This is a genomic window from bacterium (assembly GCA_026708015.1).
In the GTDB taxonomy this organism is placed as follows: domain Bacteria; phylum Actinomycetota; class Acidimicrobiia; order Acidimicrobiales; family Bin134; genus Poriferisocius.
The window spans coordinates 95,946-122,510 of record JAPOVT010000003.1 but is presented as its reverse complement, the minus strand read 5'-3'; the positions used below and the strand labels follow the sequence as shown (position 1 = coordinate 122,510).

The 26,565-nt window shown below is 62.7% G+C and carries 28 protein-coding genes and 2 tRNA genes; 19 read left to right on the top strand and 11 right to left on the bottom strand.

The window, feature by feature from the left end; all coding sequences use genetic code 11:
* Positions 1–3 precede the first annotated feature (3 nt).
* From OXG30_01100 to OXG30_01065, 8 genes are all read left to right on the top strand, one after another.
* On the top strand, positions 4–1,089 hold the full coding sequence (locus tag OXG30_01100) for a DNA replication/repair protein RecF (GenBank protein ID MCY4133500.1): 1,086 nt from the start codon (positions 4–6) through the stop codon (positions 1,087–1,089).
* A gap of 41 nt (positions 1,090–1,130) precedes the next feature.
* Complete coding sequence (locus OXG30_01095; protein ID MCY4133499.1) at positions 1,131–1,451, top strand: DUF721 domain-containing protein; 321 nt, start codon at positions 1,131–1,133, stop codon at positions 1,449–1,451.
* Between the two features lie 177 nt (positions 1,452–1,628).
* On the top strand, positions 1,629–3,614 hold the full coding sequence (locus OXG30_01090; GenBank protein MCY4133498.1) for a DNA topoisomerase subunit B: 1,986 nt from the start codon (positions 1,629–1,631) through the stop codon (positions 3,612–3,614).
* Positions 3,615–3,629: 15 nt separating this feature from the next.
* Positions 3,630–6,098: a DNA gyrase subunit A gene (gene gyrA / locus OXG30_01085; GenBank protein ID MCY4133497.1), complete on the top strand. Its 2,469-nt coding sequence runs from the start codon at positions 3,630–3,632 to the stop codon at positions 6,096–6,098.
* Positions 6,099–6,146: 48 nt separating this feature from the next.
* The gene (locus OXG30_01080) at positions 6,147–6,515 is read left to right on the top strand and encodes a hypothetical protein (GenBank protein MCY4133496.1); all 369 of its coding nucleotides are present in this window, start codon (positions 6,147–6,149) and stop codon (positions 6,513–6,515) included.
* The gene (locus OXG30_01075; protein ID MCY4133495.1) at positions 6,491–7,024 is read left to right on the top strand and encodes a DUF3566 domain-containing protein; all 534 of its coding nucleotides are present in this window, start codon (positions 6,491–6,493) and stop codon (positions 7,022–7,024) included. Before OXG30_01080 ends, OXG30_01075 begins: the two co-directional genes overlap by 25 nt.
* A 22-nt stretch (positions 7,025–7,046) precedes the next feature.
* Positions 7,047–7,120, top strand: a tRNA-Ile gene (locus OXG30_01070).
* A 211-nt stretch (positions 7,121–7,331) separates the two neighbouring features.
* The gene (locus OXG30_01065; protein ID MCY4133494.1) at positions 7,332–8,306 is read left to right on the top strand and encodes a hypothetical protein; all 975 of its coding nucleotides are present in this window, start codon (positions 7,332–7,334) and stop codon (positions 8,304–8,306) included.
* Here the strand turns inward: OXG30_01065 and OXG30_01060 are convergent.
* The 6 genes from OXG30_01060 to pheA all read right to left on the bottom strand — a co-directional run bounded on the left by OXG30_01060 (position 8,303) and on the right by pheA (position 13,946).
* Positions 8,303–9,118, bottom strand: coding sequence for a hypothetical protein (locus tag OXG30_01060; GenBank protein ID MCY4133493.1), 816 nt, complete (start codon positions 9,116–9,118; stop codon positions 8,303–8,305). The two genes, OXG30_01065 and OXG30_01060, sit on opposite strands and share 4 nt — an antisense overlap.
* On the bottom strand, positions 9,115–10,347 hold the full coding sequence (locus tag OXG30_01055; GenBank protein MCY4133492.1) for a CoA transferase: 1,233 nt from the start codon (positions 10,345–10,347) through the stop codon (positions 9,115–9,117). The genes OXG30_01060 and OXG30_01055 overlap by 4 nt, the downstream gene beginning before the upstream one ends.
* On the bottom strand, positions 10,344–11,057 hold the full coding sequence (locus OXG30_01050; protein MCY4133491.1) for an SDR family NAD(P)-dependent oxidoreductase: 714 nt from the start codon (positions 11,055–11,057) through the stop codon (positions 10,344–10,346). The genes OXG30_01055 and OXG30_01050 overlap by 4 nt, the downstream gene beginning before the upstream one ends.
* Positions 11,058–11,071: 14 nt before the next feature.
* Positions 11,072–11,710 carry a helix-turn-helix domain containing protein gene (locus OXG30_01045; protein ID MCY4133490.1) on the bottom strand — a complete coding sequence of 213 codons (639 nt, stop codon included), beginning with the start codon at positions 11,708–11,710 and terminating at the stop codon, positions 11,072–11,074.
* A gap of 27 nt (positions 11,711–11,737) precedes the next feature.
* Positions 11,738–12,958 (bottom strand): LLM class flavin-dependent oxidoreductase, encoded by a 1,221-nt coding sequence (locus OXG30_01040; GenBank protein MCY4133489.1) that lies wholly within the window; start codon positions 12,956–12,958, stop codon positions 11,738–11,740.
* 70 nt (positions 12,959–13,028) lie between these two features.
* Entirely contained in the window at positions 13,029–13,946 is a 918-nt protein-coding gene (gene pheA / locus OXG30_01035; protein MCY4133488.1) for a prephenate dehydratase, read from the bottom strand.
* Positions 13,947–14,157: 211 nt separating this feature from the next.
* Here pheA and larB point away from each other — a divergent pair, with 211 nt between their 5' ends.
* Genes larB through OXG30_01005 form a run of 6 tightly spaced genes read left to right on the top strand, consistent with a single transcriptional unit; the run spans position 14,158 to position 17,628 of the window.
* Positions 14,158–14,847, top strand: a complete 690-nt coding sequence (gene larB / locus OXG30_01030; protein MCY4133487.1) for a nickel pincer cofactor biosynthesis protein LarB — start codon at positions 14,158–14,160, stop codon at positions 14,845–14,847.
* The gene (gene larC, locus OXG30_01025; GenBank protein MCY4133486.1) at positions 14,840–16,027 is read left to right on the top strand and encodes a nickel pincer cofactor biosynthesis protein LarC; all 1,188 of its coding nucleotides are present in this window, start codon (positions 14,840–14,842) and stop codon (positions 16,025–16,027) included. Before larB ends, larC begins: the two co-directional genes overlap by 8 nt.
* A gap of 10 nt (positions 16,028–16,037) precedes the next feature.
* Positions 16,038–16,754, top strand: coding sequence for an MBL fold metallo-hydrolase (locus OXG30_01020; protein ID MCY4133485.1), 717 nt, complete (start codon positions 16,038–16,040; stop codon positions 16,752–16,754).
* Positions 16,730–17,128 carry a hypothetical protein gene (locus tag OXG30_01015; protein MCY4133484.1) on the top strand — a complete coding sequence of 133 codons (399 nt, stop codon included), beginning with the start codon at positions 16,730–16,732 and terminating at the stop codon, positions 17,126–17,128. The genes OXG30_01020 and OXG30_01015 overlap by 25 nt, the downstream gene beginning before the upstream one ends.
* Positions 17,125–17,298: a hypothetical protein gene (locus OXG30_01010; protein MCY4133483.1), complete on the top strand. Its 174-nt coding sequence runs from the start codon at positions 17,125–17,127 to the stop codon at positions 17,296–17,298. The genes OXG30_01015 and OXG30_01010 overlap by 4 nt, the downstream gene beginning before the upstream one ends.
* 51 nt (positions 17,299–17,349) lie before the next feature.
* Positions 17,350–17,628: a hypothetical protein gene (locus OXG30_01005; GenBank protein MCY4133482.1), complete on the top strand. Its 279-nt coding sequence runs from the start codon at positions 17,350–17,352 to the stop codon at positions 17,626–17,628.
* Between the two features lie 9 nt (positions 17,629–17,637).
* Here the strand turns inward: OXG30_01005 and OXG30_01000 are convergent.
* Positions 17,638–17,721 (bottom strand) — tRNA-Leu (locus OXG30_01000).
* Positions 17,722–17,854: 133 nt separating this feature from the next.
* Here OXG30_01000 and OXG30_00995 point away from each other — a divergent pair.
* Together OXG30_00995 and pknB are read left to right on the top strand one after the other, a co-directional pair.
* A complete protein-coding gene (locus tag OXG30_00995; GenBank protein ID MCY4133481.1) occupies positions 17,855–18,652 on the top strand; it encodes a Stp1/IreP family PP2C-type Ser/Thr phosphatase in 798 nt (265 codons plus the stop codon).
* Positions 18,653–18,685: 33 nt separating this feature from the next.
* Positions 18,686–21,055: a Stk1 family PASTA domain-containing Ser/Thr kinase gene (pknB, locus tag OXG30_00990; protein MCY4133480.1), complete on the top strand. Its 2,370-nt coding sequence runs from the start codon at positions 18,686–18,688 to the stop codon at positions 21,053–21,055.
* Positions 21,056–21,058: 3 nt separating this feature from the next.
* Here the strand turns inward: pknB and OXG30_00985 are convergent, their stop codons facing one another.
* Positions 21,059–21,646: an aminodeoxychorismate/anthranilate synthase component II gene (locus OXG30_00985; GenBank protein ID MCY4133479.1), complete on the bottom strand. Its 588-nt coding sequence runs from the start codon at positions 21,644–21,646 to the stop codon at positions 21,059–21,061.
* A 66-nt stretch (positions 21,647–21,712) separates the two neighbouring features.
* Here OXG30_00985 and OXG30_00980 point away from each other — a divergent pair, with 66 nt between their 5' ends.
* Entirely contained in the window at positions 21,713–21,988 is a 276-nt protein-coding gene (locus tag OXG30_00980; GenBank protein ID MCY4133478.1) for a cell division protein CrgA, read from the top strand.
* 101 nt (positions 21,989–22,089) lie between these two features.
* On the opposite strand, the gene OXG30_00975 is transcribed toward OXG30_00980, so the two are convergent.
* Positions 22,090–22,347 (bottom strand): hypothetical protein, encoded by a 258-nt coding sequence (locus OXG30_00975; protein ID MCY4133477.1) that lies wholly within the window; start codon positions 22,345–22,347, stop codon positions 22,090–22,092.
* Between the two features lie 34 nt (positions 22,348–22,381).
* On the opposite strand from OXG30_00975, the gene OXG30_00970 reads away from it, so the two are divergent.
* A complete protein-coding gene (locus OXG30_00970) occupies positions 22,382–22,894 on the top strand; it encodes a DoxX family protein (GenBank protein MCY4133476.1) in 513 nt (170 codons plus the stop codon).
* A gap of 3 nt (positions 22,895–22,897) precedes the next feature.
* Positions 22,898–23,965, top strand: coding sequence for an Ldh family oxidoreductase (locus tag OXG30_00965; protein MCY4133475.1), 1,068 nt, complete (start codon positions 22,898–22,900; stop codon positions 23,963–23,965).
* Between the two features lie 2 nt (positions 23,966–23,967).
* On the opposite strand, the gene OXG30_00960 is transcribed toward OXG30_00965, so the two are convergent.
* The gene (locus OXG30_00960; protein ID MCY4133474.1) at positions 23,968–25,134 is read right to left on the bottom strand and encodes a zinc-binding dehydrogenase; all 1,167 of its coding nucleotides are present in this window, start codon (positions 25,132–25,134) and stop codon (positions 23,968–23,970) included.
* Between the two features lie 75 nt (positions 25,135–25,209).
* Positions 25,210–26,550 carry a peptidoglycan DD-metalloendopeptidase family protein gene (locus OXG30_00955; GenBank protein ID MCY4133473.1) on the bottom strand — a complete coding sequence of 447 codons (1,341 nt, stop codon included), beginning with the start codon at positions 26,548–26,550 and terminating at the stop codon, positions 25,210–25,212.
* Positions 26,551–26,565 lie beyond the last annotated feature (15 nt).

Here is a 26,565-nt window from a genome sequence, read left to right as displayed (position 1 = left end):
GGTGTGCGGCTCCAGCGCCTCTGGCTAGCGGATTTTCGCAATTATTCGCAGCTCGAATTGGAGTTTCCCGCAGGCACAAACCTGATTGTAGGGTCCAATGGAGAGGGCAAGACCAACCTGCTGGAAGCGATCTTCTATCTCGCTACGATGACGTCGTTTCGCGTCACCCCCACTGAAGCGCTGATCCGCACCGGTGCCGAGGCCTCCGGTGCGGTGGCAAGGGGCGAGATGATGGTGGATCAAAGGGAAATTCTCTTTGAAGCCGCGTTGAGGTCAACGGGGCGCTCACAGTTCCAAGTGAACCGTCAGAGAGTTCGCCGGCGAGATTTGCTGGGCCTGGCCCCAATTTCGATCTTCATGCCAGACGACCTAGTCCTGCTCAAGGGAGCACCCGGAGAGCGGCGTCGCTTCCTCGACAGCGCGCTGGGCCAGATTGACCCCCGGCTCGACGCCGCGAGGTCGGACACCGAGGGCATCCTGCGCCAACGGAATGCTCTGCTTCGACAAACCGGCGGACGTCTCAGCTCTGACACAGCCGTGACGTTGGATGTTTGGGACGAGAAGCTTGCCGAAGTGGGGGAGCGCTTGGCTGCGGCCCGAAGGAGCCTGGTGGCAGAGCTCAGCGTCGGGGTGGAATCGGCCTACGGTGAGATCGCCGGCCGGGCAACCCCGGTGGGTCTGGTATACGAGTCAACATGGCTGGCGGGCGAGCTGAAGGAGACGCTGAACCAAGTCCGCAGTGAGGACCTGCGTCGGGGGGCGACGACAGTGGGCCCCCATCGCGACGATATGTCTGTGGTTTTGGATGGAAGACCGGCCCGCACCCACGCCTCTCAGGGTGAGCAGCGAACCCTGGCCTTGGCGTTGCGCCTAGCTGTACACCGGGAGCTGGAGAGGGCTACCGGCCAGTCTCCGTTGCTGCTGCTGGACGACGTGTTCTCCGAGCTGGATCCTCAGCGGTCACGCGGCGTGCTGGGTGCGTTGCAATCCGAGCAGACCCTTCTGACAACGGCGGGCGCGCTGCCCGGGGACATCGACTACACCGCCCGATTTCGGGTGACAGCCGGTCGAGTTGAGCGCGAAGAGTAAGTCTCGGTTATCGAGCCGCCCGGTGGAGGCAAACTAGGACTATGGGGTGGGAACCACTGAGCAAGTCATCGGGACCAAGGCGGCTGAAAGAAGCTCTCGACCGGCTGGCATCGGGGTTGAAGGCCCCGCGGGCCCAGGTCTTGAGCATGGTTTTCGACTCTTGGGAAGGGCTGGTTGGCTCGGTTATGGCTGCCCATTCTTCGCCAGTGCGACTGGTTGGCGGCGAATTGGTAGTGGCGGTGGACGACCCCGCTTGGGCCACCGAGATGAAGTTTTTCAGCGCTGAGCTCATCAGCCGGATCAACGCCGCGGCCGAGGAAGAGGCTGTCACTTCCCTGACGGTAAGAGTCCGCCCCCGATGACGGCCGCCGGAGGCCGGTAAACGGCTCTCCGGTGAGTCAATTGGGCCCGAAAAACTGGTAGAATTTCACCATCGGAAGCAGCGCATTTGACTGACTTGCCCGCGAGGCGAACGGTTCGGCGAGAGCGTCTGCCCAACCCCCCACAAGGCCCGTCTAACAGGGCAGAAAAGCCAGGTCGTGACTAACACGTCTGAGTCTTACAGAGCCGAAGACATAACCGTTTTGGAAGGCCTCGACGCCGTCCGAACGCGTCCGGGAATGTATATCGGGTCTACCTCGGTCACCGGGCTGCATCACCTGGTGTATGAAGTAGTGGACAACGCCGTGGACGAGGCCATGGCCGGCTTCTGCACGACCATCGAGGTGACCCTGCTGGCCGATGGTGGCTGCGAGGTTCGCGACAACGGGCGGGGCATCCCCGTCGACCCCCACCCCCAGCATCCCGACATGAGCGCAGTGGCAGTGGTGCTCACCCTCTTGCACGCGGGGGGCAAGTTCGGCGGCAATGGCTACAAGGTGTCGGGCGGCTTGCACGGTGTGGGCGTATCGGTGGTGAACGCTCTGTCCATCCGTCTAGAGGTGGAGATCGATCGGGGCGGCCGTCTCCACACGATGTCGTTTGCCAATGGCGGGGAGATAACCGATGACCTGCGGGTCACCGGCGATAGTCCCGAGAATCGCACCGGGACAACGGTTCGCTTCTGGCCCGATGAGAGCATTTTCGACGATGTCCGGTTCAGGGCCCAGGGCTTGTTGGAGCGGCTTCAAATGATGGCGTTCTTGAACCGCAACCTGGAGATCAAGTTCCGCGACCTGCGTACCGACGGCACGGGCGGAGCCGACTGGACGATGTACTGCTACCAAGACGGCATCAGCGATTTCGTGCGAGAGGTGAACAGCTCCAAGGACGCGTTATTCGATGAGGTCGGCTTCTTCTCGCAGCAAGAAGACGGCGATGAGGTGGAGGTGGCCTTTCAGTGGAACACCGGCTACAACTCCGACGGGTTGCACTCCTTCGCCAACGGAATCAACACCGTTGAAGGGGGCATGCATGAGGAGGGCTTCCGCAAGGGGCTCACTCGAGTGGTCAACGACTACTGCCGGGCCAAGGGGCACCTGAAGGAGAAGGACGACAACCTGGCTGGCGAGGACATCCGCGAAGGGCTTACGGCCATCGTGAGCGTGAGGCTCAGAGAGCCACAATTCGAAGGCCAGACCAAGGCAAAGCTGGGGAATGCATCCATGCGCTCGTTGGTGGAACGGGCCACCAACGAGAAGTTGGCCGAGTGGCTGGAAGAGAACCCTTCTGATGCCCGCAAGATCGTGACCAAATGCCTCCAGGCCCAGAAGGCCCGACTAGCGGCGCGCCAGGCCCGCGACGCCACCAGGCGCAAGTCAGCTCTCGACGGAGCGGGACTGCCGGGCAAGTTGGTGGACTGCACCTCCACCGATCGGTATGAATGCGAACTGTTCATCGTGGAGGGGAACTCGGCGGGCGGGTCGGCCAAGGATGCCCGAGACCCCAAGACCATGGCCATCCTTCCCATTCGGGGAAAGATCCTCAATGTAGAGCGGGTCCAAGTTGACCGGATGCTCCGCAACACGGAAATCCAGGCACTGGTGGCGGCGATCGGCGCGGGTTTTGGCGAGGAATTTGATGGAGGCAGCGAAAACGGCAACGGAGAGGACAGCGAAGGAACTCCTCCATCTGAGTCTCGGATCCGCTATGGCAAGGTGATCCTGCTAGCCGATGCCGATGTGGACGGCAGCCACATTCGCACGCTTTTGCTTACATTTTTCTATCGGCAGATGCACAAACTGGTGGAGGAAGGCCTGGTGTACATCGCCCAGCCGCCGCTGTATTCCACTGAAGTGGGCCGGTCAAAGATCTACCTCAAAGACGACCATGCCAAAGAGGCCTTTCTGGCCGAGAACCCCAAGCACAGTGCGGAGTTCCAAAGGCTAAAGGGCCTCGGTGAGATGGACGCCGAGGAGTTGTGGGCGACCACAATGGATCCGGAGCGACGCACCTTGTTGCGGGTCTCTGTGGAACAAGCCGCGATAGCCGATGGGGTGTTCTCCAAGCTGATGGGAGAAGACGTGCAGGCTCGCAAGCAGTTCATCCAAACCAACGCCAAAGACGTCCGCTTTCTAGACATATGAACACCAAGGGATCCCGTGTCCGACGAGCCTGACATCTTGCCCGAGCCCGAGGAAGCGCGAAGCGGCGCAATTCAGGACATCGACATCCAGACCGAGATGGAACAGTCGTTCTTGGACTACGCCATGTCGGTCATCACCGCACGGGCTCTTCCCGATGTGCGAGACGGCCTCAAGCCAGTCCACCGCCGCATCCTGTGGGGGATGTACGACCAGGGGACCCGGCCCAACCGGCCCTACGTGAAGTGCGCCCGGGTGGTGGGCGATGTAATGGGCAAATACCACCCCCACGGCGACCAGGCGATCTACGACGCCCTGGTGCGCCTGGGCCAGGGATTCTCCTTGCGTCACCCGTTGATCGACCCCCACGGCAACTTCGGGTCACCCAATGATCCGCCCGCGGCCATGAGATACACCGAGTGCCGCCTTGACGAACTGGCCATGAGGCTGTTGGACGGAATCGACGAGCAGACCGTCGACTTCACCGACAATTTCGACTCCACCGAGCAGGAGCCGGAGGTGCTGCCATCGCGGTTCCCCAACCTGCTGGTGAACGGCAGCCAGGGCATTGCGGTGGGCATGGCTACCAATATCCCGCCTCACAACCTGGGCGAGGTGATCGACGCGGTCAACCACCTGCTGGAAAACCCCGAGGCCACCGACGAGAGTCTGATGGAATTTGTCAAGGGCCCGGACTTTCCCACCCGAGGCTGCATCATGGGCCTCCAGGGTATCCGGGATGCCTATACCACCGGTCAGGGGGCCATAAAGGTGCGGGCCTCAGCGGAGATCGTGGAGGGCGACTCCAAGACCAGGATCGTGGTAACCGAGATTCCCTATCAGACCAGTGCCGAGATCATTGAGAAGAAGGTGGCCGACTTGGTGAATCGCCAGGTGGTCGACGGCATCCGCCAGATCCACAACGAGTCGGCCAAGGGCCAGACCAGGCTGGTATTCGAGTTGAAGAAGGACGCTTCGGCGCTGGTGGTGCTCAACAACCTCTACAAGCACTCCCCGCTGCAAACCACCTTCGCGGTGAACATGGTGGCGCTGGCCGACGGAGTGCCCCGGACGATGACCCTGCGTGACTGCCTGGCCGCGTACGCCCGCCACCAGCAGGAAGTGGTGAGCCGTCGGACTCAGTTCCGCTTGGACGAGGCTCGGCGACGAGAGCACATCCTTGAGGGCCTTGTGCGGGCGGTGGACATGATCGACGAGATCATTGCCGCCATACGGGCGTCGGAGAACCGGGCTGTCGCCCGGGCCACGCTGATGGGCGAGCAGTTCGAATTCAGCGAGATTCAGGCCAATCACATTCTGGACCTTCCCCTAGGCCGGCTCACCCAGCTCGGCCGCCAGGAACTGAACGACGAGCTTGGCGAGAAGCGGGCGCTCATTGTGGAGTTGGAGGCTATTCTTGCCGACGACGCCAAGCTGCGAGCCGTAATCCGAGAGGAACTGTTGGAGGTGCGGGAGGCTTACGCCACCGACCGGCGCACGCTGATAACGGCCGACGATGGCGAGATCGACATCGAGGCCCTCATCGACGATGAGGATTTGATGTTCAGCTTGAGCGCAGCCGGGTACGTAAAGACGGTGGCTCCTGACGAGTTCAAAACTCAGGGGAGAGGCGGCAAAGGTGTCATTGGCGCCAACCTGAAGGACGGCGACTACATCGCCTCGCTCATCCATACCACCGCGCACGCCTACCTGATGTTCTTCACCAACATGGGTCGGGTGTATCGCATCAAAGTCCACGAGGTTCCCCGAACCAGCCGAACCGCCCGGGGCATGGCCATCGTGAACTTGTTGCATTTGCCTCCCGACGAGACCATCTCCGCGGTGATCGACACCCGGGACTACGAGACGATGCGGTACCTGCTGTTCGTGACCCGCCGGGGCGTTGTGAAGCGCACCCGGTTCTTGGAATATGACAAGACCCGTACCAAAGGGCTGATCGCCATCAACTTGAGAGAGGACGACGAGCTGGTGCGGGTGCTGCCCACCAGCGGATCGGATGACATCTGCCTGGTGAGCGCTTCGGGTCGGCTCATGAGGTTCTCAGAATCGGAAGTTCGATCAATGGGACGAACCGCAGCCGGCGTGCGTGGGATGAGGCTGCGGGGGAAGGACATAGTGGTAGCCGCCACCGCGGTGCAGCCCGAGGAGGAAATGTTGCTGGCCACCGAACAGGGCTTTGGCAAACGGGTCCTTCTCGACCAGTTCCGGTCCAAGCATCGAGGAGGCCAAGGGGTGATTGCCATGAAATTGCCCGATCAGCGAGGAACTGTGGTGGCAGCCCGGGTGGTCGCTCCTGATGATGAGGTGTTCGCGGTGGCGTCTAACGGGGTAACCATCCGAATGCCCGTGTCGTCGGTCTCGGTGCAGGGAGCTCACGCCGCCGGAGTGCGGATAATGACCTTGTCAGACGATCAGACGATGGCCGCGATCGCGCCGGTTCTATCGACGGTAGAAGACGACGAGTAATTCATCTGAGCTGAATCTTCCCCCCACAATGAGTATCGGAGCAGAGTCGTGGGCGAGCGGGGATCGATCTCGGTGCTGGGTGTAGGTATTTTGGCGGTGATCGGAATGGCAATCCTGCTGTTGGGTCAGCTCGGTGCTGACGCGGTCCGCCGGGCCCGGGCAACTGCGGTCGCCGATGCAGTGGCGATGGCCGCGGCAGCCGACCCTCAGGCTGCGGCGACGACGGCGACGGCCAATCGGGCCACGCTGGCTTCGATGGTGCAAGATGGCTTCGAGACCGAGGTGGTAGTGCGCCGCGACGGAGCGCTGGCAACAGCCAGAGCGGAGCTACTCCCAGTGGGATGGTGGCGGTGCCAGTCATTTGCGACCAGCGATCCCTTACACTTCGAGGCGTGTCCATTGACCCCGGTCGGGTGAGCGACCCATCTGCCGCGCCGTTGCCCAGCCAGGCAGTGGCGCGCCAGCCGGTCAAGGTGACCCCGAGGGAGTATCGGCGGGCAGTGCGTTTGCAGGCGCGCAAGGTGCGCCGGGTGGTCCGACACATCGAGCCGTGGTCGGTGTTGAAGATCTCGTTGATTTTCTATCTGTGCCTTTGGGTGATCGTGATGTTGGCTGGCGTGATGCTATGGAGCATCGCGGTGGGATCGGGCACCGTGGACGACACCGAGTCGTTTGTCGAGGAGCTGTTCGCACTGCAAGAGTTCAAATTCAACGCCAGCCAGATATTCCGCGGCTTTGCAATTGGCGGGTTGGTGCTGGTGGTGGCGGGCACGTTCTTCAACGTTCTGCTGTGTGTGCTGTTCAACCTCATCAGTGATCTGACTGGTGGAATGAGGGTCACGGTGATCGAGGAGGAGACAGCTCGGCAGCGGCCCCGGACTCGACCTCGCCGATTTCGTTGGCCTGCCTGGAATCCCCGAAACTAGGCTCTCTACTCGGTTTGGCCTTGGGGCTATAGCTCAGTCGGTTAGAGCGCACCCCTGATAAGGGTGAGGTCGCTGGTTCGAATCCAGCTAGCCCCACGTTGCAGATAAACCCTGGTTGCACTGTTGAGGGGGTTCGTTAGGATGGGTTTTGTGAAACTTCTGCGAAGAGCGCTGGTTGCTCTGGCAGGGGCGGCCGCCATCGCTGCCATTTTGCGTGCCCGGGGAACCGGGGGCGTACCGCCTCAGTCTGGTGGTTGGCGCCAGATCAGCGGCAGCAACTGATTCTGAACTGCTCCATCTGAGACGCATGGACATCCTGGTTGTCGGCGCGGGCGTGGTTGGTGCCGGAGTGGTGAAACACCTGGCCGACACGCCGTCAATTCCCGTCAACCGGGTTGCTGTGATCGACCGAAGTCCAGATCGGGCCTGGCACTTGGCCGGGAAACATGGGCCTCCGGTAACCGTGGGCAACTTGGGTGATCCCGCTGATGTGGTAGTCCTAGCCACTGCGTCAGGCAGCCAAGCCCGACTGGCGCGTCGGCTTCTCGACGATGGGCGGGTGGTGCTGGCCTCGTCTGACTCGGTGTCTGATGTGAGACGGATGCTGGGCATGAACGGCGCGGTTCGACAATTGAACTCGCTGGTGGTTGCCGGAGCTGGTATGGCTCCCGGGTTGAGCGACGTTCTGGCGGTTCGGGCAGCCGAGGGATTGGACCAGGTGACGGAAGTACACGTTGCCAAGTTCGGCACTGGGGGGCCGGATTGCGCACGTCAACACCACCGGGCCTTGAGCTCTCTAGCGCTGGAATGGCGGGGCGGCTGGAAGCAGCGGCCGGGTGGCTCGGGGCGGGAGCTCTGTTGGTTCCCGAGTCCGGTGGACGCGGCGGACTGCTACCGGGCGGCGTTGCCTGAACCGATACTGCTGGTTCGGAAATTCAGCAGGGCGGATCGGATTACGGCCCGCATGGCGGCTACCCGCAGAGATCGGTTTTCCTCCTGGTTGCCGATGCTGCGGCCACCGCATCCAGAGGGGAAGCTGGGCGCCGTCAGAGTAGAGGTTCGAGGGCAGCGAGATGGCGCTTGGGCGGGGCGGATTCTGGGGGTTTCGGGGCCGCCGGGCTTTGTGGCTGCTGCTGTGATGGTGAGCACTCTTGAGTTGATTGGGGCGGGGAAGGTGTCCGGTGCTGGGGTGGTGGGGCTTTCTGAAGTTGTTGATGCGGTTGAGTTCTTGGATGTGCTTGAGGGGCAAGGGGTGGTTTGTGAGGAATTTTCAGGGGTTTAGCCGTTGAGGAGGGTGCAGAGTTGCTCGTGGAAGTTTCCGTTGGTGGCCAGCCAGTCGCCGGCAGAGGGGGTATTGGCGCCGTTCCATTGGGTGACTTGGCCGCCGGCTTCGGGAACAATCACCAGCATGGGGGCTATATCCCAGACGTTGAGGCCCGGGTCGATCATGGCCTCAGTCCGGCCGGTGGCGACCAGCACATAGCCGTAACCGTCTCCCCAAGTGCGCATGCGGGCACCGGTCTGGCGTACTCGGTCGAATGCACCGTCGGGCCACCACTCGAAGCCGGAAGCACACAGATAGGATCGGCCCAATTCAGCTTGCGAACTCACCTGGCAGCGCCGGCCATTGTGATAGCAGCCCAAGCCTCGGCCGGCCCATACCGCCTCTTCGAGAGGGGGGACTGCCGCGACGCCGATGGCGGGGCCATCCTGGTCGATCATGGCCAACAACGTGGTGTACAGCGGTACGCCGCGAACAAAGCTTCTGGTGCCGTCGATGGGATCGATGATCCAAGTTCTCCCCGACGTGCCCTGCGCTTCGGGGAATTCCTCGCCGATCACGGCGTCGTCGGGGAACCTCTCTGCCAGAGCCTCTCGAAGAAACGCCTCCGCGGCCTTGTCGGCTTCGGTCACGGGGGAGCCGTCGTCCTTGCGGCTCACGGAAAGCTCGTGGTCGTTGAACCAGTCCAGCGTCAGCATTCCTGCCTGGCGAGCCAATTCGACGGCCTCGTCCAGCAGTTCGCCCGATACCGGACCGGGGTCGGTTGGCAACGTCGTCCGTTGCGACACCCCAGCATCCGACTGATCCATCATCCGAAGATGCCTTGCTCCCGCAGCGCCGACAGCCGGTCGTCGCCCAAGCCCAGCACTTCGCTCAACACCTCTTCGGTGTGTTGGCCGACGGTGGGGGCGTGGGTAGGCACGGGGAGTTCCTCGTCGAAGAACTTGACCGGGAGCGGAAGCTGTTCGCAGCCCACCTGCTCGGTGGTGAACAGCGGCAACCGGTCCTGGAACTGCGGGTCGTCGACCACATTCTTGGCGTTGTTCACCGGAGCGATAGGGGTGTTCACCCGATCGCCGAACTCCAGCCACTCGGCACTGGTCTTGGTGCGGAAAATGTCCCGCAGCTCCCGCTGCAATTCCAGATTGCCCCGGGCGTGGTCGGCGTATTTTGACCCCGGCCAGCGGTCAAAGAGGTCCATGCGATCGAGGGCCTCACAGAAGTTGCGCCAGAAAGCCTGCTCGGAGGCCATGAACAGCACATGGCCGTCGGACGACTCGTACATCTGGTAGCGGACACCCTCCCACATGCCGGCTAGACCGGGGGCCCGACGCTCATAGTCGTCCGACGGATTGCCGGTGACCTCGTCTTCAGGGCGCTCGTAGGCCTTCCATGTCTCGATGCGGTACCAGTCCATGTAGGCGGCGCCGTCGGACTGGGCCAGTTCCAGCTGGCAACCCTCGCCAGTTTCCCGGGCCCGAATGATGCCGGCCAAGAGGGCGAAGGCACCGATAAGCGGGGCGATGTTGATGCCGATATTGGGCATTTCCGGTATGCGACAGAAGCCGTCATCGTCGTAAGCGGGAGGGATGAGCCCGGCCCAAGTGTCGTAGGCGATGCCGTGGCTGGGCATGTCCTTGTAGGGGCCGGTCATGCCGTAGCCGCTGATGGTGGCGAACACGATCCGGGGGTTTACTTCTTTGAGCTGCTCGTAGCCCAAGCCCCGACGCTCCAGGGCGCCGGGCCGCATGGCCTCCACCACGGCGTCGGCGTTGCGGGCGAGCTCCAGGTACAGCTCCACGCCCTCGGGCTCGCGCAGGTTGAGCACGACGCTTTTCTTGCCCCGGTGGGTGTGCAAATGAAGAAGCGACACCCCGTTGACAATGGGCCAGGTCATTTGGCGGATGTAGTCGCCTTGGGGAGGCTCCACTTTGATGACATCGGCGCCGAGGTCGGACAAGAAGGTGGTCAAAAACCCCGGTCCGAGCAACGAGCTCTCGATGATTCGAAGACCTCCGAGGGGCGGTGCTGTGTGGCTCATGTCATTGTCCCTCCGTCAACTCTGAGGACAATCCCATTGCAGTAGCTGGCGTCGTCGCTGGCCAAGAAGGCGAAAGCTGCGGCCAGTTCAGAAGCCTGGCCTGGGCGCTCGAAGGGCATGATGCGGGCCATGAGGGTGAGATCTGCATCCTCTGGAGGGGTGAATTGGGCTCCGATTGCTGTCTCCACGCCGCCTGGGGCGATGCAGTTGACCCGTATGCCCGATCTCCCGTTGGTGATGGCCATGGTTTGGGTGAGGGCGATGACGCCGCCCTTGGATGCAGAGTAAGCGGAGCTCCACGGCTGGGCGTGCGTGCCCGCAGTTGAGGCGGTGTTCACAATGCAGCCCTGCGACTCGATCAAGTGAGGCAAACAGGCTTGGGACATGAAGTAAGTGCCGGTGAGGTTCACCCCGATAACCCGATTCCATGCTTCGAGAGTCTCGCCATCGTCGCTGGCGAAATGACCAATGCCGGCGATGTTGCACAGCACGTCGATTCGGCCATAGGCATCCACCACTTGGCTGACTGCGGGGGCAATGGCTTCCAAGTCGAGCAGATCAAGTTGAATGGCCATGTCCACGTCGTCGACCGGATCTCGGTCAATGCCCACCACGGTTCCACCCTCGGCCCTCAGCCGGGCCGCAGTGGCTTGTCCAATGCCGGAAGCCGCCCCAGTGACAATGACGACTTTGTTCTCAAGTCGGTTCATGCCCAAAGCATGGCCTATTGCAGCGGTCGACAATGCATCAGGGCAGCGCGAGCCGGTGCCTCGATGATCCCAGTCAGCATGTCCACCAGGTTGGCGGCATACACGTCTTCATCGGTGTCCAGAGGATCGCCAGCCTCGATGCGGCGAGCTCGTTCAGCCAACGAGGCGGTCATCAGCTGGATCATGGCCAGCACCCGCTCGTCCCGTTGGGCCTTGTCGCTGGCCAGGGTCCGATCCCGCAGCAGGCGCAAGATGGCGTTGAGATTGGCTGGGACGTGGGTGGGGTCGAGATCCCAGCGGGCGAATTCGGCGCTGAGCTGAGCCACGATCCTCAGATAGCACCGCCCGCTGGATGTGGACAAACGACGGGTGAGGGGTCGGATCAGAGCCTCGATGAGGACCGAAGTCCCATCGTCGCCCTCCTCGGCCCACACCTGGCTCCGCTCCTGGTCAATGGGTTCCCCGTGATCCCGCAGGATGGCGTCGAGCACGCCTTGGCGGGAGCCGAAATGATAGGAGAGCGCCGAGCTGTTCCGCTGACCGGCTGCGGCCACGATGTCCTGCACCCGTACCCGCCAGATGCCCTGGTCGGCGAATAGCCGCTCGGCTTCGGCGATCAATCGGCTTCGGGTTTCGGTGGCGTCGCGCGGCATGGCCGCTCGCTCCTCGGTCTGCGCGGCCTATTGGCCGTGGCCCAGGGGCAACAGCGCGGTTTCGGGGATGAGCTCCACGTCGATGCCCTCAGGCAGCGGGAATTGGAAGTCGGAGTAGCGGCGCTGGGCGGTAGCCCGGTAGCGGTCGGTGGAATGAACCGGATCGGGGTCGTACTCGGGGATGACCTTGGTGCCGAAGACTTCGAGCATCTCGTCGATCTCGTCGTGCTCCATGCCTTCGCCGGGGAGGCCGAATACCACCTGATCGCAGCCCACTGTCTGATAGCGAGCCACCTGCTCGCACACCTCTTCAGGGTTGCCGCACAGCATGTAGCCGCCGGCGATGGCGCCGTCGAGCATCTCGTCGGTCCATTCGATCTGCATGGGCGCCGACGGCCAAGTGATGGTGTCGGGCGACTTGGGCATGGTGTCGTGGTAGAGGTTCACCATGGTGACCAGGTAGCCCCGGCCCTTGGACTTGGCAATCTCCCGGGCCCGATCACGGTCCTCGAGGCAGATGACTGCGTTGGTCATCATCACGTTGTCGTTCTTGAACTGGCCGATCTGCTCCACCGGGCTGCCGATGGCCTCCTTGTAGGCGTCAATGCGACCCTTGAGGTTGAAAATGGGCTCGAAATTGAAGGCAATGGCGCCGATGCCCAGCGAGCCGGCCTTGGCGAACGTTGGCGGATTGCCGCATGCCACCCAGATGGGGGGGTGGCCGTTGCCGTAGGGCTTGGGCAGCACGTTGTGGGGCTTGGGCACCGAAAAGTGCTCGCCCTCGAAGCAGTAGTCGCGCTGCTCCCACATGCGGGGGATCTCGCGGATGACCTCGTCCCACATCGACTTGGTCTCCGGCGGCGTGAGCCCTCCAAAGGTGGCCACCTCGTGGCTGCCCGCTCCTCGCCCGGTGCCGAACTCGAAGCGGTTCTCGGTGATGTGGTCGAGCATGGCGGCCCGCTCGGCAATGCGAACCGGGTGCTCTTTGGCGGTGGGCAGGCTGGTGATGCCGGTTGAGAGATGAATGCGGTCGGTTTTGGCCGCCACATAGCCCATGACCGGGGCTGGGGCCGACATGTGGCTGTACTCGGTGAGACAGTGGTGCTCGCCGAACCAGACGTACTTCCAGTTGTACTTGTCGGCGGTGATGGCGTAATGGGCCTCTCGCATCAAAGCGGTGTGCTCTGCCTCGGTGTCGTGGGCTGCCGGCCCGGGAATGTAGCCGTTGACAAAAATGCCGAATTCCATGGTCTCCTCCGCGTCCTTGGGGGAAAGTGGACGGCAGCAGTTCTAATGGAAGCTATTAGAACCTGTCAAATCAATCGGAATCCACCTGGCCGCGCAGTTCCTCAATCCAGTGTTGGGCCTCGGTCCACGCAGTGGAAGCGTTGCTGTTCTGCTCTTCACTGCCCCTGGTGGTGGTGGGATAGGAGCCGAGAAACTTCACCTCGCCGTGCTTGGCCACGATGCTGGTGAGGCAGTCGGCTACCAGCTGGTCGGCGACGTGGCCTTCGAGGTCGATCAGAAAGCAGTAGTCGCCCAGAGCCTTCTTGGTGGGCCGAGACTCCAGTTTGGTGAGGTTGATGGAGCGGGCCGCGAACTCAGCGAGGATGCCCATCAGAGACCCCGACCGGTCGGCGCGCTGGAAGACCACGATGGAGGTCTTGTCGTTGCCGGTGGGGGCGGGCACGCCGGACTTCGACACGGCGACGAAGCGGGTCTGGTTTTCGGGATGGTCCTCGATGTCGGTGGCGATTAGCTCGAGTCCGTAGATCTCTTGGGAAAGGGCGGTGCCGATGGCGGCGGCGGCGACGTCTTGGGAGATGGCCAGGTCGCGGGCCGCCGCCGCGGTGGAGTTGGCTGCTATTTCTTCGGCGTGGGGCAGGTTGTCAATCAGGTATCGCCGGCACTGCGCGATGGCCACGGGAAAGCTGATGACGCGCTGGACTCCGTCCATGGAGGCGCCGGGAAGGCCGAGAAGGTGAAGGCGGACATCGATGATCACCTCTCGTTGGATGAGCAGATCATGCTCGAAGATCAGGGCGTCGAGGGCGACATTTACCGTGCCCTCTATGGAGTTCTCGATGGCGGTGAACCCCAAGTCGACGCGTCCGGACGCGGCAGCTTCGAGCACCTCGGGGATTGATCGGCACAGCAGGTGACCGATTTCAGCCAGGTCGGGTTGGGTGAGAAGTGCTTCCTCGGTAAACGTGCCCGGAGGTCCGAGATAGGCCACTTGGCAATTGGATCGGGCAGAGCCAGTCACAAAGGGGCAGGATAGTGGTATTGAGAAACGCCGTCGCGGTGAGAAAATGGCAAGGACTCTTGGCGAGAACTTCTAGAAGGGGCGGGATAACGAGGTGGATGAGGCTTTTCTTCGGCAAATGATGGACGACGTGCGCCGCGGCGCGCTATCGGCCGATGACGCCGTTCGGCAATTGCGGCGGCTGCCGTTTGCCGATTTGGGATTTGCCCGGATTGATCATCATCGCAGCCTCCGCCAGGGTCTGGCCGAGGTTGTGTACGGGCCGGGCAAGACGCCCGACCAGTGCGCGGCCATCGTGAAGGAGCTGCTCGATCAACCAGGCGGTCCTGTGCTGTTGACCCGGGCCTCAGCGGGACAGACCGCCGTCGCGCTGGCCCTCAATCCCGAGGGGGAGCGCTACGACACCACGGTGGTTTGGCGGCTGGCGCCGCCGCGGCCCGAAAGGGTGGTGTTGGCCGCGGCCGGTACCGCCGATCTACCGGTGGCCGATGAGTGCAGCGTGGTGCTGGCCGCCCACGGACTGGCGCCGCAGCGGCTGAACGATGTGGGGGTGGCCGGACTTCATCGGATTCTCCATGAGGTCGACTCACTGGCCGAAGCCGACGCCGTGGTGGTGGTAGCCGGGATGGAAGGGGCCTTGGCCTCGGTTGTGGGCGGGCTCACAATGGCGCCAGTGGTGGCGGTGCCCACCAGTGCGGGATACGGCTCCTCGCTGGAAGGAGTCACACCGCTGCTGGCCATGATGTCGTCATGTGCCGCGGGCGTGACCGTGGTGGGGGTGGACAATGGATTTGGGGCGGCCTGCGCGGTGCTGCGGCTGTTCAAGACGAGGGATCGAGCAGTGTCGTCGGCAGGGTTGAAAGATGGCTGAGCCGGCTGGCATTGGCTGGTTCCATTGTTTCAGCGGAATCGCGGGCGACATGGCTATGGGGGCGCTGATCGACGCCGGGGCCGATGTGGTCGAAGTGCGGGAGATGTGTGACCTGCTGCCCTTGGGCGGGTGGGATCTGCAAGCTCACCCCACCCAGCGAGGGGGTATCGCGGCCACCGACGTGCGGGTGCTCACCCAGGAGACGTCGGTGGTGCGCACGGCCAGCCACATCAACGCTCTCATCGGAGAGGCTCGTTTGCCTGACCGGGTGGCCGACCGGGCGCTGGCGATATTCGATGCCCTGGCCCGGGCCGAGGGCAAGCTGCATCGTCGACCACCAGAGCAGGTCCATTTCCACGAGGTAGGCGGGTTGGACGCCATCATTGACGTGGTAGGCACCTGCGCCGCGCTAGAGGTATTGGGGATCGACGAGGTTCACTCCAGTGCAGTGGCCTGTGGGCGGGGAATGATCCGCAGCGCCCACGGGCGGCTGCCCAATCCGCCTCCTGCGGTGGTGGAATTGCTAGTGGGGTGCCCGACGTTCGGCTTGGATGTTGGCTTGGAGCTGACCACGCCTACCGGGGCGGCAATTCTTTCGGCGCTGGCGGAAGGCTGGGGGCCCATGCCCCCGATGACGATTTCGGCGAGCGGGTTTGGCGCGGGCGATAACCAACTGGAGGACCGTCCCAACCTGACCCAGGTGGTGGTGGGGACGATGGCGGCGTCTCGCCCCGCGGGCCAGCCGGTGATGCTGTTTGAGACCAACGTGGATGACGCCACCGGGGAAACACTGGCCCACACGGTGGCAGTGTTGATGGATTCGGGGGCCCATGATGCTTGGATCACGCCGATCATCATGAAGAAGGGCCGACCGGCTTACACGGTGAGTGCGTTGGCTGATCCTGCGGTGGGCGATCAGGTGGCGGCCACGCTGGCGGAGGAGACGGGCACGCTAGGGGTGCGGGGGCAGTTGATCGAGCGTTGGCCCCGGGCGCGATTGGAGCATGAGGTTGACGTGGACGGGCGAAGGGTTCGGGTGAAGGTGAGCGCCGGGCGCGTAAAGGTGGAGCACGATGAGGCGGTGCGGGCTTCCAAGCTGTTGGGGTTGCCGGCGCGTGAGGTTGTGTCGTTGGCGGAGGAAGCTTGGCGGCGGCAGGGGGACGACGAGCCAGTTGCCTAGTATCGAAGAAATGGAAAACGACCGGTTGTACTTCAGGCAGCTCTTGTCGGGGCGGGATTTGGCTCTGGGAGACATGATGGCCCGGCAGATGGTGAACTTCGTCTATTTGATCGGGGATCGGGAGACGGGCGAAGCGGTAGTGGTGGATCCGGCTTACGACCCGCAGGGGATCGTGGATCTGGTCGAGGCTGATGGGATGCGGCTTACGGGGGTGTTGGCCACGCATTGCCACCCCGATCATGTGGGCGGGTCGATGATGCAGTTCTCCATCGCGGGGGTGGCCGAGCTGTTGGATCTGGTGTCGGTTCCGGTGCATGTGCAGGCTGACGAGGCCCGCTATGTCACCATGACCACCGGTATCGGGGAAGACGATCTGTGTCGGCACGAAAGCGGTGATGTGTTGTCGGTGGGGGAGGTGGACATCGAGATGATCCACACGCCGGGCCACACTCCCGGGAGTCAGTGCTTTTTGACCAACGGGCGTCTGGTGGCTGGAGACACGCTGTTCTTGGAAGGGTGTGGGAGGACCGATCTGCCGGGAAGCGATCCGGCGGCCATGTATGAGAGCCTCACCCAGCGCCTGGCCCGGGTTCCCGACAGCGCCACTCTGTATCCCGGCCATCTGTACTCGCCCCAGCCGTCGGCTTCGATGGGTGAGACCCGGCGCACCAACTATGTGTTCATGCCCCGCTCGGCCGAGCAATGGCTGGCTATGTTCGGGGGCTAATCGAGGTGGGCTCGTCGTTGACCGACGGTTCTCTAGCCGCTCTGGACCCCCATGTGGCCGGCCCGCTGGAAGAGTTGGTGCAGGCTCTTGATGGGGTTGGGCTGGATCCCGGATTGCTGGAGCTCTGCGGTGCCCGTATTGAGCAGATGATCGAAGGTGAGGCGTTGGTTGTGTCTCCCCAAGACGACCGAGAAAGGGTCGTGTTGGCGTTCACCGAGCAATACGTGCTGGATGCCCACGGCGTGACCGACGAGTTGTGCGCCGAGTTGAACACCCATCTGTCGCCGCCGGAGTTGGCTGCACTCACCACCGCAATTGCCACGTTCGAGGCTCTGGCTCGCAGCCGGGCCGCATTGAAGGGAGTCATGGAATGACCAGGATCGCCATTCCCGAAGGCGGAATGTCGCTGTTCGACCACCAGCCCGAGCTGTTTGCGGTGTTCAACCGCTTTTACGGCACGCTGTGGAGCGAAGGGCAGCTCGACCAGGCCACCAAAGAGGTGGGCCGGCTCCGAAATGCGCGGGTCAACGACTGCAACATTTGAAAGAACCTCCGCTTCGCAGGTGCGAAGCAGCAGGGACTGACCGAAGAACTGGTGGAGCAGATAAAAGACGACTACGCCGACAGTGATCTGCCGAAAAGGTTGAAGCTGGCTTTGCGGATGGCCGACGCGGTGATCACCGACCCATCGGGGCTGAGCGAGGCGGATCAGAATGCGCTGAGCGAGGAGTTTACCCCAGCCGAGTTGGCTGAACTGGCCCTGACCGTGGCCATGGCCGCGGGGTTCTCCAAAGCAGCCATTGCCTGGGGTCCGCCCCCGGTCATCCCGGTGACCGAAATCCCCACCCCCACCCCTGAGGGGACGGTTGGCTGAGGCCAACAGTGCGCGAGGGGGGACTTGAACCCCCACGTCCTTGCGGACACAGGAACCTGAATCCTGCGCGTCTGCCAATTCCGCCACTCGCGCTGGTTGTCGGGGTGGTCAGCGTACAAGACGGGCGAACAGAAGATTGAGCCGAAGTACGTAGCCGAATGCCAATCTTGATGGATGCTGGTTATAGTCCTGCGCAAAGTGGGGGCACCACGGTCATGGAACTCTGATGATCCGGCTAGAGGCGGGACAAGCCACCGATAGAGGCCGACGTCGAGAGAAAAACGAAGACTCGATGCTGGTTGAAGGGGAGATCTTCGCGGTCGCTGACGGGTTGGGGGGTCACCAAGGCGGAGAAGTGGCTTCGGCCTTGGCGGTTGAAGTGCTGGCTGCCCGCATCGAGACCGAGGTTAAGGCCCGGACCGGAGATCGCCGCCGACACCTGTTTGCCCGTCGACCGAATGAGTCGCCGGCGCCGACGCTCGATGAGCTGGTGGATGCGGTGGATCAGGCAAACGAAGAGATTTTGGCCAAATCCACGTCGAGTCCCGAGCTGGATGGGATGGGTACGACTTTGTGTGCGTTGGCGGTGGTCGAGCACGAACAGAGCCAAGCGTTGGCGGTGGTAAACGTCGGCGACTCCCGGGTGTATCGCTGCGATGACAGCGGATTCCACCAGCTCACCGAGGACCATACCGTGGTGCAGGAGATGGTCAAAGCCGGCATCCTCACTCGCCAAGAAGCAGAAGTCCACATGTACCGGCACCATCTCAGCCGGGCTCTGGGCATTGAGTCGAAGGTAGTGGTGGACGACTGGGTTCTGAAGCCGGTTAGCGGCCATCGCTATCTGCTTTGTTCCGACGGTTTGACCAACGAAGTGGCCGATCGGGACATCCACGCAATCCTGCTGCAATTCGAGTCGCCGACAGAGGCGGCCGATGCATTGGTGAGCCAAGCCTTGCAGCACGGTGGAAGCGACAACGTAACGGTGGTGATCGTGGACGTAGCCGACGTCGCCCTACCCTAAAACGGGCAGGTCAAGAAGTACGCTATTTCTGCCATGCCAGACAACGGTCAGGAGCTTTTGGGCGGTCGATACCAGCTGCGAAGCCAGATTGCTCGCGGCGGTATGACCGACGTCTTTTTGGGGCATGACACCCTCTTGTCGCGGCCCGTGGCCATCAAGCGCTTGTTCCCCGAATTCGCTGCTGATCCGAGCTTCGTAGAGCGATTCCGGCGGGAGGCGACGGCGGCCGCCAACCTCAGCCACCCCAACATTGTGGCGGTGTATGACTGGGGTTCGGCCGAAGGCACGTACTACATCGTCATGGAGTACATCGAGGGCCAGAGCTTGGCCGAGCTGTTGCGCTCGGATGGTCCATTGCCGCCTGAGCATGCCGCAGAAATCGCTTTGTCTGTGGCAGCGGCATTGGGATTTGCCCATAACAACGGAGTCATCCACCGTGATGTGAAACCGGGCAACGTGTTGCTGTCGCCCGACGGCAAGGTGAAGGTCACCGACTTCGGGATTGCCATTGCCGCATTCGGGGGAGCTGAGTCGAATCTCACCCAGACCGGCTCAGTAATGGGAACGGCCACCTACTTCTCCCCAGAACAAGCCCAGGGGCAGTCACTAGATCACCGCAGTGATCTGTATTCGCTGGGGATCGTGCTGTACGAGATGCTGTGCGGTCGGCCCCCGTTTACCGGCGACAGCTCGGTGGCGGTGGCCTACAAGCACGTCCAGCAAGCAGTGCCCGCTCCCTCGTCGCTGGGGGTTGTACTGCCGGAGTCGCTAGAGGCCATCACCATGAAATTGTTGGCCAAGAATCCGACACAGCGATATCCGACTGCTCGAGATCTCCAACGAGATTTGCGGCGATATCGAGAAGGCCGCCACCAACTGTCAGCTCGCAAGCAGCCGGATGAGACCCCGTCAGCGGCTGAGACTCCGCTGGCTGAGGAAGCTAAACAGCCCGCGGGTGCCCAGCAAGCTTCCCCCCCGCCCGCCTCCGGCGGGCCGCCCCAGCCCCCAGCCGACCAGCCTCCGGCCCCTCAATCGCCATCCCCTCAGCCTGCGGTGCCGGTGACAGTGTTGGAGCCCTCTTCGCGTGCTGGTTTATACACCGCGGCCGCGGTGATATTCATTGCTGTGGCCGTGCTGGTGTTCTTCGTGCTTTCGAACGTTCTCGATAACGGCGATGAAGTCGCCCCACCAGCAGTGACCGTTACCCCTGTCCCCCTGGTTTCGGTGCCCGATGTGGTGGGGCTATCTAGCCAGGCAGCCATCCGAGAGCTTCGGGCTGCCGGATTCGTGGTCAGCCAAATCTTCGAGCCCAGTGAGACGGTGGAGGCCAACGAAGTGATCTCTCAGGCCCCGGCGGCGCTAGGCGAGATGGAACAGGGCGGCGAAATCGAGATCACAGTGAGCTCAGGAGCGGTTCCGGTGGCAGTGCCCGGCGTGGTGGGCCAGAACGCCAACGACGCCGCCCGCTTCCTGCAAGACCGCGGGTTCGCAACAGAATTGCGAGTGGAGACAGGGTCTACCGCACCGGCTGGTCAAGTGCTACGCCAAGAACCTGCCCCCGGAAGCGAGGTGGCACCGGGCAGCACAGTGGTGCTTCATGTGGCGGAGGGGATTCAGCCCGTGGAAGTCCCCGATGTCAAGGGAATGACCTTGCTGCAAGCCACCCAGGTCTTGGCCCAGGCCGGGCTGGCGGTTATCGACGAGCCCGTCATGGAGCCATCCCAGGAGGTGGAGGAAGGTTTGGTGATCGGCACTGAGCCCGGACCCCCCGTGTTGCTGTTGCCCGACACCCCGATCACCATCGTGGTTTCCACTGGACCGGATTACGTGGCGGTGCCCAGTCTGATAGGGCTGAATCCGGAGACAGCCGTGCAGCGGTTGGCCGAGTTGGAATTGATACTGATCCAGCCGGTTCCCGAGTGCGATTTCCCCAATGACGCCGAGCAGTTGGTTGGTCGAATCATGGGTCAGGTCCCTCCTGCCGATGAAGAGCACCCACTGGGGACGGAGGTGAACGCGTGTTTGGGGCAGCCGACTTCGGTGGTGCAGCCCCCGGCGACCGTCGGTCCAGGGCCCACGAGCGGCCCAGTCGAGGTGCTCACTCCCCGCCAAACTGAGGCCAGGAATGCGGCTTCGCAGGTGAATTTGAGGTCCATTGCCGCGGCAAGCCAACCAGGGGCATTGGGTAGCATCGCCAACTGGAACGCCTTGTCTGGCAGGTTCCAATCAGAGTGCGGTGCGTTGGCTGGGACCTACTCCGACATCCCGGGATTCTCGGTGGAGTGGAATCTGGAACCCCCATATCCGATGCCGGCCGCGGCGGCGAATGCCGCCAACTGGACCGAGGGGATCGATGGCGACACGCCCGGCGTCGATGATGGCTGCGCGGTGTCCTGGAACTAGGAATCAGGGGCTCGCTGAGGTCTGGGCCAGGAAATTGGACAACATGTCGTGGCCAGAAGCGGTAAGGATCGACTCAGGATGGAATTGCACCCCTTCCACCGGGTGATCGCGGTGGCGTAGCCCCATCACCAGCCCGTCGTCGGTCTCCGCAGTAATGGTCAAGACTTCGGGTACCGAAGACCGCTCCACAATGAGCGAGTGGTAGCGGGTGGCCTCTAGGGGATCGGGGAGTCCGGCAAAAATTCCCTCCCCGGTATGGTTGATGATCGACGTCTTGCCGTGCATGACTTGGGGGGCTCGGATTACCTGCCCGCCAAAGACCTCGCCAAGGCACTGCAATCCAAGGCATACGCCGAGCACTGGTCGGACGCCGCAGAACTCTTTGATGAGGGCATTGCTCAAACCAGCGTCGGAAGGGCGTCCTGGCCCGGGGCTGATGAGGACGCCGTCGGGGTCCAAGTCGAGGGCTTGCTCCAGGGAGAGGGCATCGTGGCGAAAGACGATTGGTTCAGCCCCCAGTTCACCCAGATACTGAACCAGGTTGTAGACGAAAGAGTCGTAATTGTCGATCACCAGAATTCTGGAACTCACGGGTGCCAACGATATCGGGGACCGCTGACCACGAGTGCCGGATAATTCGGGGTCTATCCTTGGCCCATGTCCAAGCCGACTAAGCGCAGAGTGCAGGGCGGGCGGGTAACGCCAAGGGGTACCCGGCCCGAGAATGAGGCCGCGCCCCGGGTGCCGGCCTCCGCCGAGAAGATCAGCCCAATCTGGGTGCCGGTGTTGATGATCGCCTTGTTGGCGCTGGGCGCCATCGTGATCGTGCTCAACTACGTGGCGCTACTGCCCGGCGACACCAACAACTGGTACTTGCTGGCCGGTCTCGGACTGCTGCTAGCGGGAATGCTGGTTGCCACCCAGTGGCATTAGCAGCCGGGTTGCCTTCAAGTCACGTCTTAGTTACGAGGTTGTAGTTTGTGCCCAGATTTGTTCACAGCCTGTGGACAACCAATTGCGCGGTTGATAAGTGGCTATTCGTCAATGGGGGCGAGCAAATCCATGTCGTCGCCGCAATGCCGAGGGGGCTCGGGGTCTTCTTCAGGGGCGACGGTCATGCGGACTTCGGCGTAGCAGATTGAGCACCGGTAGGTGATTTTGACCCTGCGCAGTTCACCGGGAGGCGGCGGAGGGGGAAGGGGCTGGCGAATCATCAACAGCACGCCGATGCCCACCCGGATGAGGATCATCCCGGCAAGGGTGGCAATGAGCACGCTTAGCCACAGGGGCACCTCATAAGCGTAGGCGTGCCAGTACTGTGGACCCATGGACGAGATGAATTTGGCAATGCTGCTGTTGCGGGTGGGCATCGGGCTCACCTTCGCCGCCCACGGGTACGGCAAGATCTTTCAGGGCGGGCGAATCCCCGGTACCGCGGGCTGGTTCGACAGCATGGGGATGAAGCCGGGCAAGCTGCATGCCTGGATGGCAGCGCTCACCGAGATCAGCACAGGGTTGTTGCTGGCATTGGGATTCCTCACTCCGCTGGCGGCCGCCGGAATGGTCGGAGTCATGGTGGTGGCCGCCTGGACTGTACACCGCCACAACGGATTCATGATCGTGCGGGAAGGATGGGAGTACACCTTTGTGCTGGCTTTGGTTGCCGTGTCAGTGGCCACCTTGGGGCCCATGGAGTGGTCGGTGGACAGCGCCCTGGGAATCGATGACGACTGGGACGGATACGTTGGCCTGGCCATCGCAGCGGGAGGCGGCGTGCTGGCGGGGTTGACCCAGCTCGCCCTGTTCTACCGCCCTCCGAAGCCTGAGGAAGCCACCTGAACAGTGAGCGATACCAATGTGGTCCTGTTGGACCACAGCGATTTGCGGCGCTACGAGATCCACATTCTGGAAGGACTGGGGGTTCCCTCCGATCAGGCTGAGATCGTCGTGGACAACCTGGTGGAAGCCGACTTGCGGGGGGTGGACTCCCATGGCGCCCACTTGATTGAGCTGTACGTGGACCGGCTGCGATCGGGCCATCTGCGCCCGGTCACCGAAGTGGAGGTTGTACGCGACGACGGCGCCACCGTGATGATGGAGGGCGGTATCGGATTCGGGCAGGTGTCAGGGGTGGCGGCCATGGAACTGGCCGTCGAACGGGCCAAAGCCCATGGGGTGGCGGCGGTTTCTGTTCGGGAGGGCACCCACTTGGGGGCGTTGGCCTATTACACACTTCCCGCGGCTGAGGCTGGCTGCTTCGCGATGGCAGTGCAAAACGGCCCGGCCATCGTCCCTCCCTATGGAGGGCGGACGGGCATCTTCTCCACCAATCCGTTCTCCTGGGCGGTTCCCGCAGGGGAAGAGATGCCGGTGGTGTACGACATCGCGACAACCGCGGTGGCCGGAAACAAGATCCTGCTGGCTAAGAAGCGGGGCGACCCGACCATTCCCGAGGGATGGGCCAACGATGAAATGGGCCGCCCCACCACGGACACCGCCGCCGCGTCGGCTCAGAATCTGTGCTGGTTTGGGGGTTACAAGGGATTTGGCATAGCCCTGATGGTGGAGGTGCTCTCGGGCATTGTCGCCGGAAGCAGCTTCGGCCACACCGAGCAAACCGAGAGCGAACTGGTGGGGAACCGGAGATTGGCCAAGGGATGGATGTTCTTGACCCTGGACTTGGAGCGATTTTGCGGATTGGACCGATTTCGGGAGCAGATGGACCAGCTCATTAGGGATGTTCACAACACCGAGCGAGCTGATGGGGTGGACCGGATCTATGTGCCTGGCGAAATCGAGCACGAGAACCGGGCCGAACGCCTGGTTTCAGGGATCCCGCTGCCGGTGGCGCTGGTGGAGGAGATCAGCGTCATAGGGGCGGACTTCGGCCTGCCCCCATTGGGTTCTTGAATTCAGCCGTCTTGCTCGAAGACAACCTTGATGGCGCCTCGAGAGCCGGCCTCCGCGGCGTGGGCGATGGCCTCCCGGTAGCGATGCAGGGGATACCGGGCGGAGACCAGCTGTTCCAGGTTGGCTGAGGCCACCAAGTCGAACGCCATCTCGAAGCTGGTGGCCGTCCTTCCGCCATGGAGGAATTCCGTTCCGTAGGTGTAAGCGCCCACCATTTCGGTCTCGCGATGCCACAGCCCCGTCAGGTCGATGCGGGCCGATTCCGGCATGCCCAACAGCACCACTCGCCCCCGAGGCCGAGTGATGGCAATGGCATCGGCCACGGATCCGGGATTGCCCACGGCGTCAATCGTGATGTCTACGCCACCCGACAGGTAGTCGCCCAGCATCCGACAGCCGCAGAACCTCCGCGCAGCCCGGCGCACCTCTCGGGGGTCGACCACGATGTCGGCGCCTAGGGCAGTGGCCAGATCCCGCTGGTGGGGGTATTTGGCGGTGGTGATAACCGTTCCGGCTTCCGTCAGCGACCGCAGGGCGGCCAGCGAGCACAGTCCCATCGTTCCTGCTCCCAGCACCGCCACCGAGTCCCCCGGCTGGACTTGGGCCTTGAGGGCGGCATGGACCCCGCCGGCCGCGGGTTCCAGCATTACTGCTGCTTCATCGGTGAAGTTGTCGGGGACCAGATGAAGCTGGCTCTGATGGGCGACCAGCGCTTCTCCCCAACCACCGCCTGTGCTGGAGCAGAAGCCGATCTGGATGCCGTCCTTGATAGCGCCCCCGAGCAGGTAGCCGTAGTCCTCGCCGTCGCCGGGGGCAGCACCGGGGAAGGGGAGGGGCTCGTCTCGAGCCGCCGGTCCCAGAACCGGCTCGAGAGCCAGTCGGCGGCCATCATCGTCGACTCCTACCACCTCATGGCCGGGTACGAACGGGAACGACACCAACGGCTCGAAATAGCGGGAGGACCGGCCTTCCACGGTGGCCAGGTCCGAGCCGCAGATGCCAGTCAGCCGGGGTCGAATCGTATGCCAATCAGGTCCGGGCAACTCCGGCGGGTCGATGTCGCGCAGTCGCAGGGGTCCAACGCCGCCCCCCGCGCCGGGCACTACCCGCGAAGCCGCCGCGGCGGCCACATAGCGGACGGGCTTTCGCTCGAAGACCAGAGCCTCCATTCGATCAGTCTTGCCGTGAGTTCAGGGCCAGGACAACCAAACGGGGTATTGCCGGCAAACCTGACTGTGGCATTCTCAGAGGTCGACGTATTTGGCCGGGTCGCGGGGCGATCCGCGGTAGCGCACTTCGAAATGGAGATGGGGACCGGTGGACCACCCGGTGCTGCCGACGAAGCCGATGGTCTGGCCGATCTCAACCTGCTGGTTGAGGGACACGTTGTACTGCGAGAGGTGGGCGTACAGCGTGGTCCATCCACCCCCGTGGTCGACGATGATGGTGTTCCCGTAGCCCTCGCGGGATTTGACTTGGATAACGGTCCCGGAGGCGGCCGCAAAGATGGGGTCGCCCATGTGGTTGGCGAAGTCGACCCCGGCGTGGAAGCGAACATAGCCGAAGATGGGGTGGACCCGGTTGCCGTACCCTGAAACGACCTCCCCTTCCACTGGTCTGAAGAACTCAGGGGGAGCGGGGATCTGGATGTCATCGAACTGGCCGGAGCGTTCCTGCTCGGCCAGTCGGGCCAAGTCCTCTTGGCGCTGGCGCTCCAGTTCAGCCAGTCGGGCCAGTTCGGCCTCGCGCTTGCGCCGCTCTTCTTCCTGGCGGATCCGCTCTCTCTCGCGCTCGATCTCGTCTTCGATTTCTTCGATGTTCTGCTCGAGTCCAGATATCTCGCCCTCTATGTCGGCCTGTTCTTGGGCTTCGAGAGCGATTCTCGCTTGAAGGAGTTCTCGTTTTCGGTTCCACTCCTCTTGGAGCTTCTGCTGGGCCTCCAAAAGATCGGCCAGCTCCGTCAGCGCATCGTTTATCTCGGTTTGAGCCTGTTCGATCTCGGTTTGAGCCTGTTCGGCTTGCTGCACCGAAGCCTGCTGGTCGTCGTAGGCCCGGCGCAGCCGGTCAATGAGAACCTGGGCGTCGGCCCCCAATTCCTCAACATAGAACTGGCGGCGAGCATTGCGGTTGGGGTCGCCGTCTTCCAGGAGGAAGTTGGGCTCGTACACCAAGTCGAGATAGATCGCCACCACTTGGTCTTGTAGTTGCAGCCGGATTTCTGCGATCTCCAACTCCAGATCGCCAGCCCGCTCCTGCGCGTCAGCTACACGCTTCTGTGCCGCCGTTTGGGAGAGTTCCAACGCTCGTAGCCGGGTTTCTGCGGCTGCAATCCAGGAATTGACCTGATTGAGGTGCTGGTCGACCTCTTCGATCAGGGCATTGGTCACGTCTAGTTCCCGGATGGCGAACAGCGACTCCCGCTGGAGAGCGAGCTGTTCTTGCCGCCTCTCTTCGATTTCCCGCTTCTTGTCTTCGATCTGCTGCTGCCGCTCTTCGAAGAAATCGTCTTGGGCCGCACCGGGGGCGCTGAGTGCCAGCGGCAACAAGACCGCTAGCAGGACAACGATCCGGACGACTTTGGGCATAGGGAGCTATCGCAT

Excerpts from the sequence above, each read along its gene's own strand:
- pknB (MCY4133480.1), top strand. The coding sequence starts at position 18,686 with ATGCCAGACAACGGTCAGGAGCTTTTGGGCGGTCGATACCAGCTGCGA.
- OXG30_01020 (MCY4133485.1), top strand. The coding sequence starts at position 16,038 with ATGGAAAACGACCGGTTGTACTTCAGGCAGCTCTTGTCGGGGCGGGAT.
- OXG30_01045 (MCY4133490.1), bottom strand. The coding sequence starts at position 11,710 with ATGCCGCGCGACGCCACCGAAACCCGAAGCCGATTGATCGCCGAAGCC.
- larC (MCY4133486.1), top strand. The coding sequence starts at position 14,840 with ATGGCTGAGCCGGCTGGCATTGGCTGGTTCCATTGTTTCAGCGGAATC.
- OXG30_01060 (MCY4133493.1), bottom strand. The coding sequence starts at position 9,118 with ATGATGGATCAGTCGGATGCTGGGGTGTCGCAACGGACGACGTTGCCA.
- OXG30_01065 (MCY4133494.1), top strand. The coding sequence starts at position 7,332 with ATGGACATCCTGGTTGTCGGCGCGGGCGTGGTTGGTGCCGGAGTGGTG.
- OXG30_01010 (MCY4133483.1), top strand. The coding sequence starts at position 17,125 with ATGACCAGGATCGCCATTCCCGAAGGCGGAATGTCGCTGTTCGACCAC.
- OXG30_00960 (MCY4133474.1), bottom strand. The coding sequence starts at position 25,134 with ATGGAGGCTCTGGTCTTCGAGCGAAAGCCCGTCCGCTATGTGGCCGCC.
- OXG30_01055 (MCY4133492.1), bottom strand. The coding sequence starts at position 10,347 with ATGAGCCACACAGCACCGCCCCTCGGAGGTCTTCGAATCATCGAGAGC.
- OXG30_00995 (MCY4133481.1), top strand. The coding sequence starts at position 17,855 with ATGATCCGGCTAGAGGCGGGACAAGCCACCGATAGAGGCCGACGTCGA.
- OXG30_00970 (MCY4133476.1), top strand. The coding sequence starts at position 22,382 with ATGGACGAGATGAATTTGGCAATGCTGCTGTTGCGGGTGGGCATCGGG.
- OXG30_01040 (MCY4133489.1), bottom strand. The coding sequence starts at position 12,958 with ATGGAATTCGGCATTTTTGTCAACGGCTACATTCCCGGGCCGGCAGCC.
- OXG30_00955 (MCY4133473.1), bottom strand. The coding sequence starts at position 26,550 with ATGCCCAAAGTCGTCCGGATCGTTGTCCTGCTAGCGGTCTTGTTGCCG.
- OXG30_01095 (MCY4133499.1), top strand. The coding sequence starts at position 1,131 with ATGGGGTGGGAACCACTGAGCAAGTCATCGGGACCAAGGCGGCTGAAA.
- OXG30_01015 (MCY4133484.1), top strand. The coding sequence starts at position 16,730 with ATGGCTGGCTATGTTCGGGGGCTAATCGAGGTGGGCTCGTCGTTGACC.
- OXG30_01050 (MCY4133491.1), bottom strand. The coding sequence starts at position 11,057 with ATGAACCGACTTGAGAACAAAGTCGTCATTGTCACTGGGGCGGCTTCC.
- OXG30_00980 (MCY4133478.1), top strand. The coding sequence starts at position 21,713 with ATGTCCAAGCCGACTAAGCGCAGAGTGCAGGGCGGGCGGGTAACGCCA.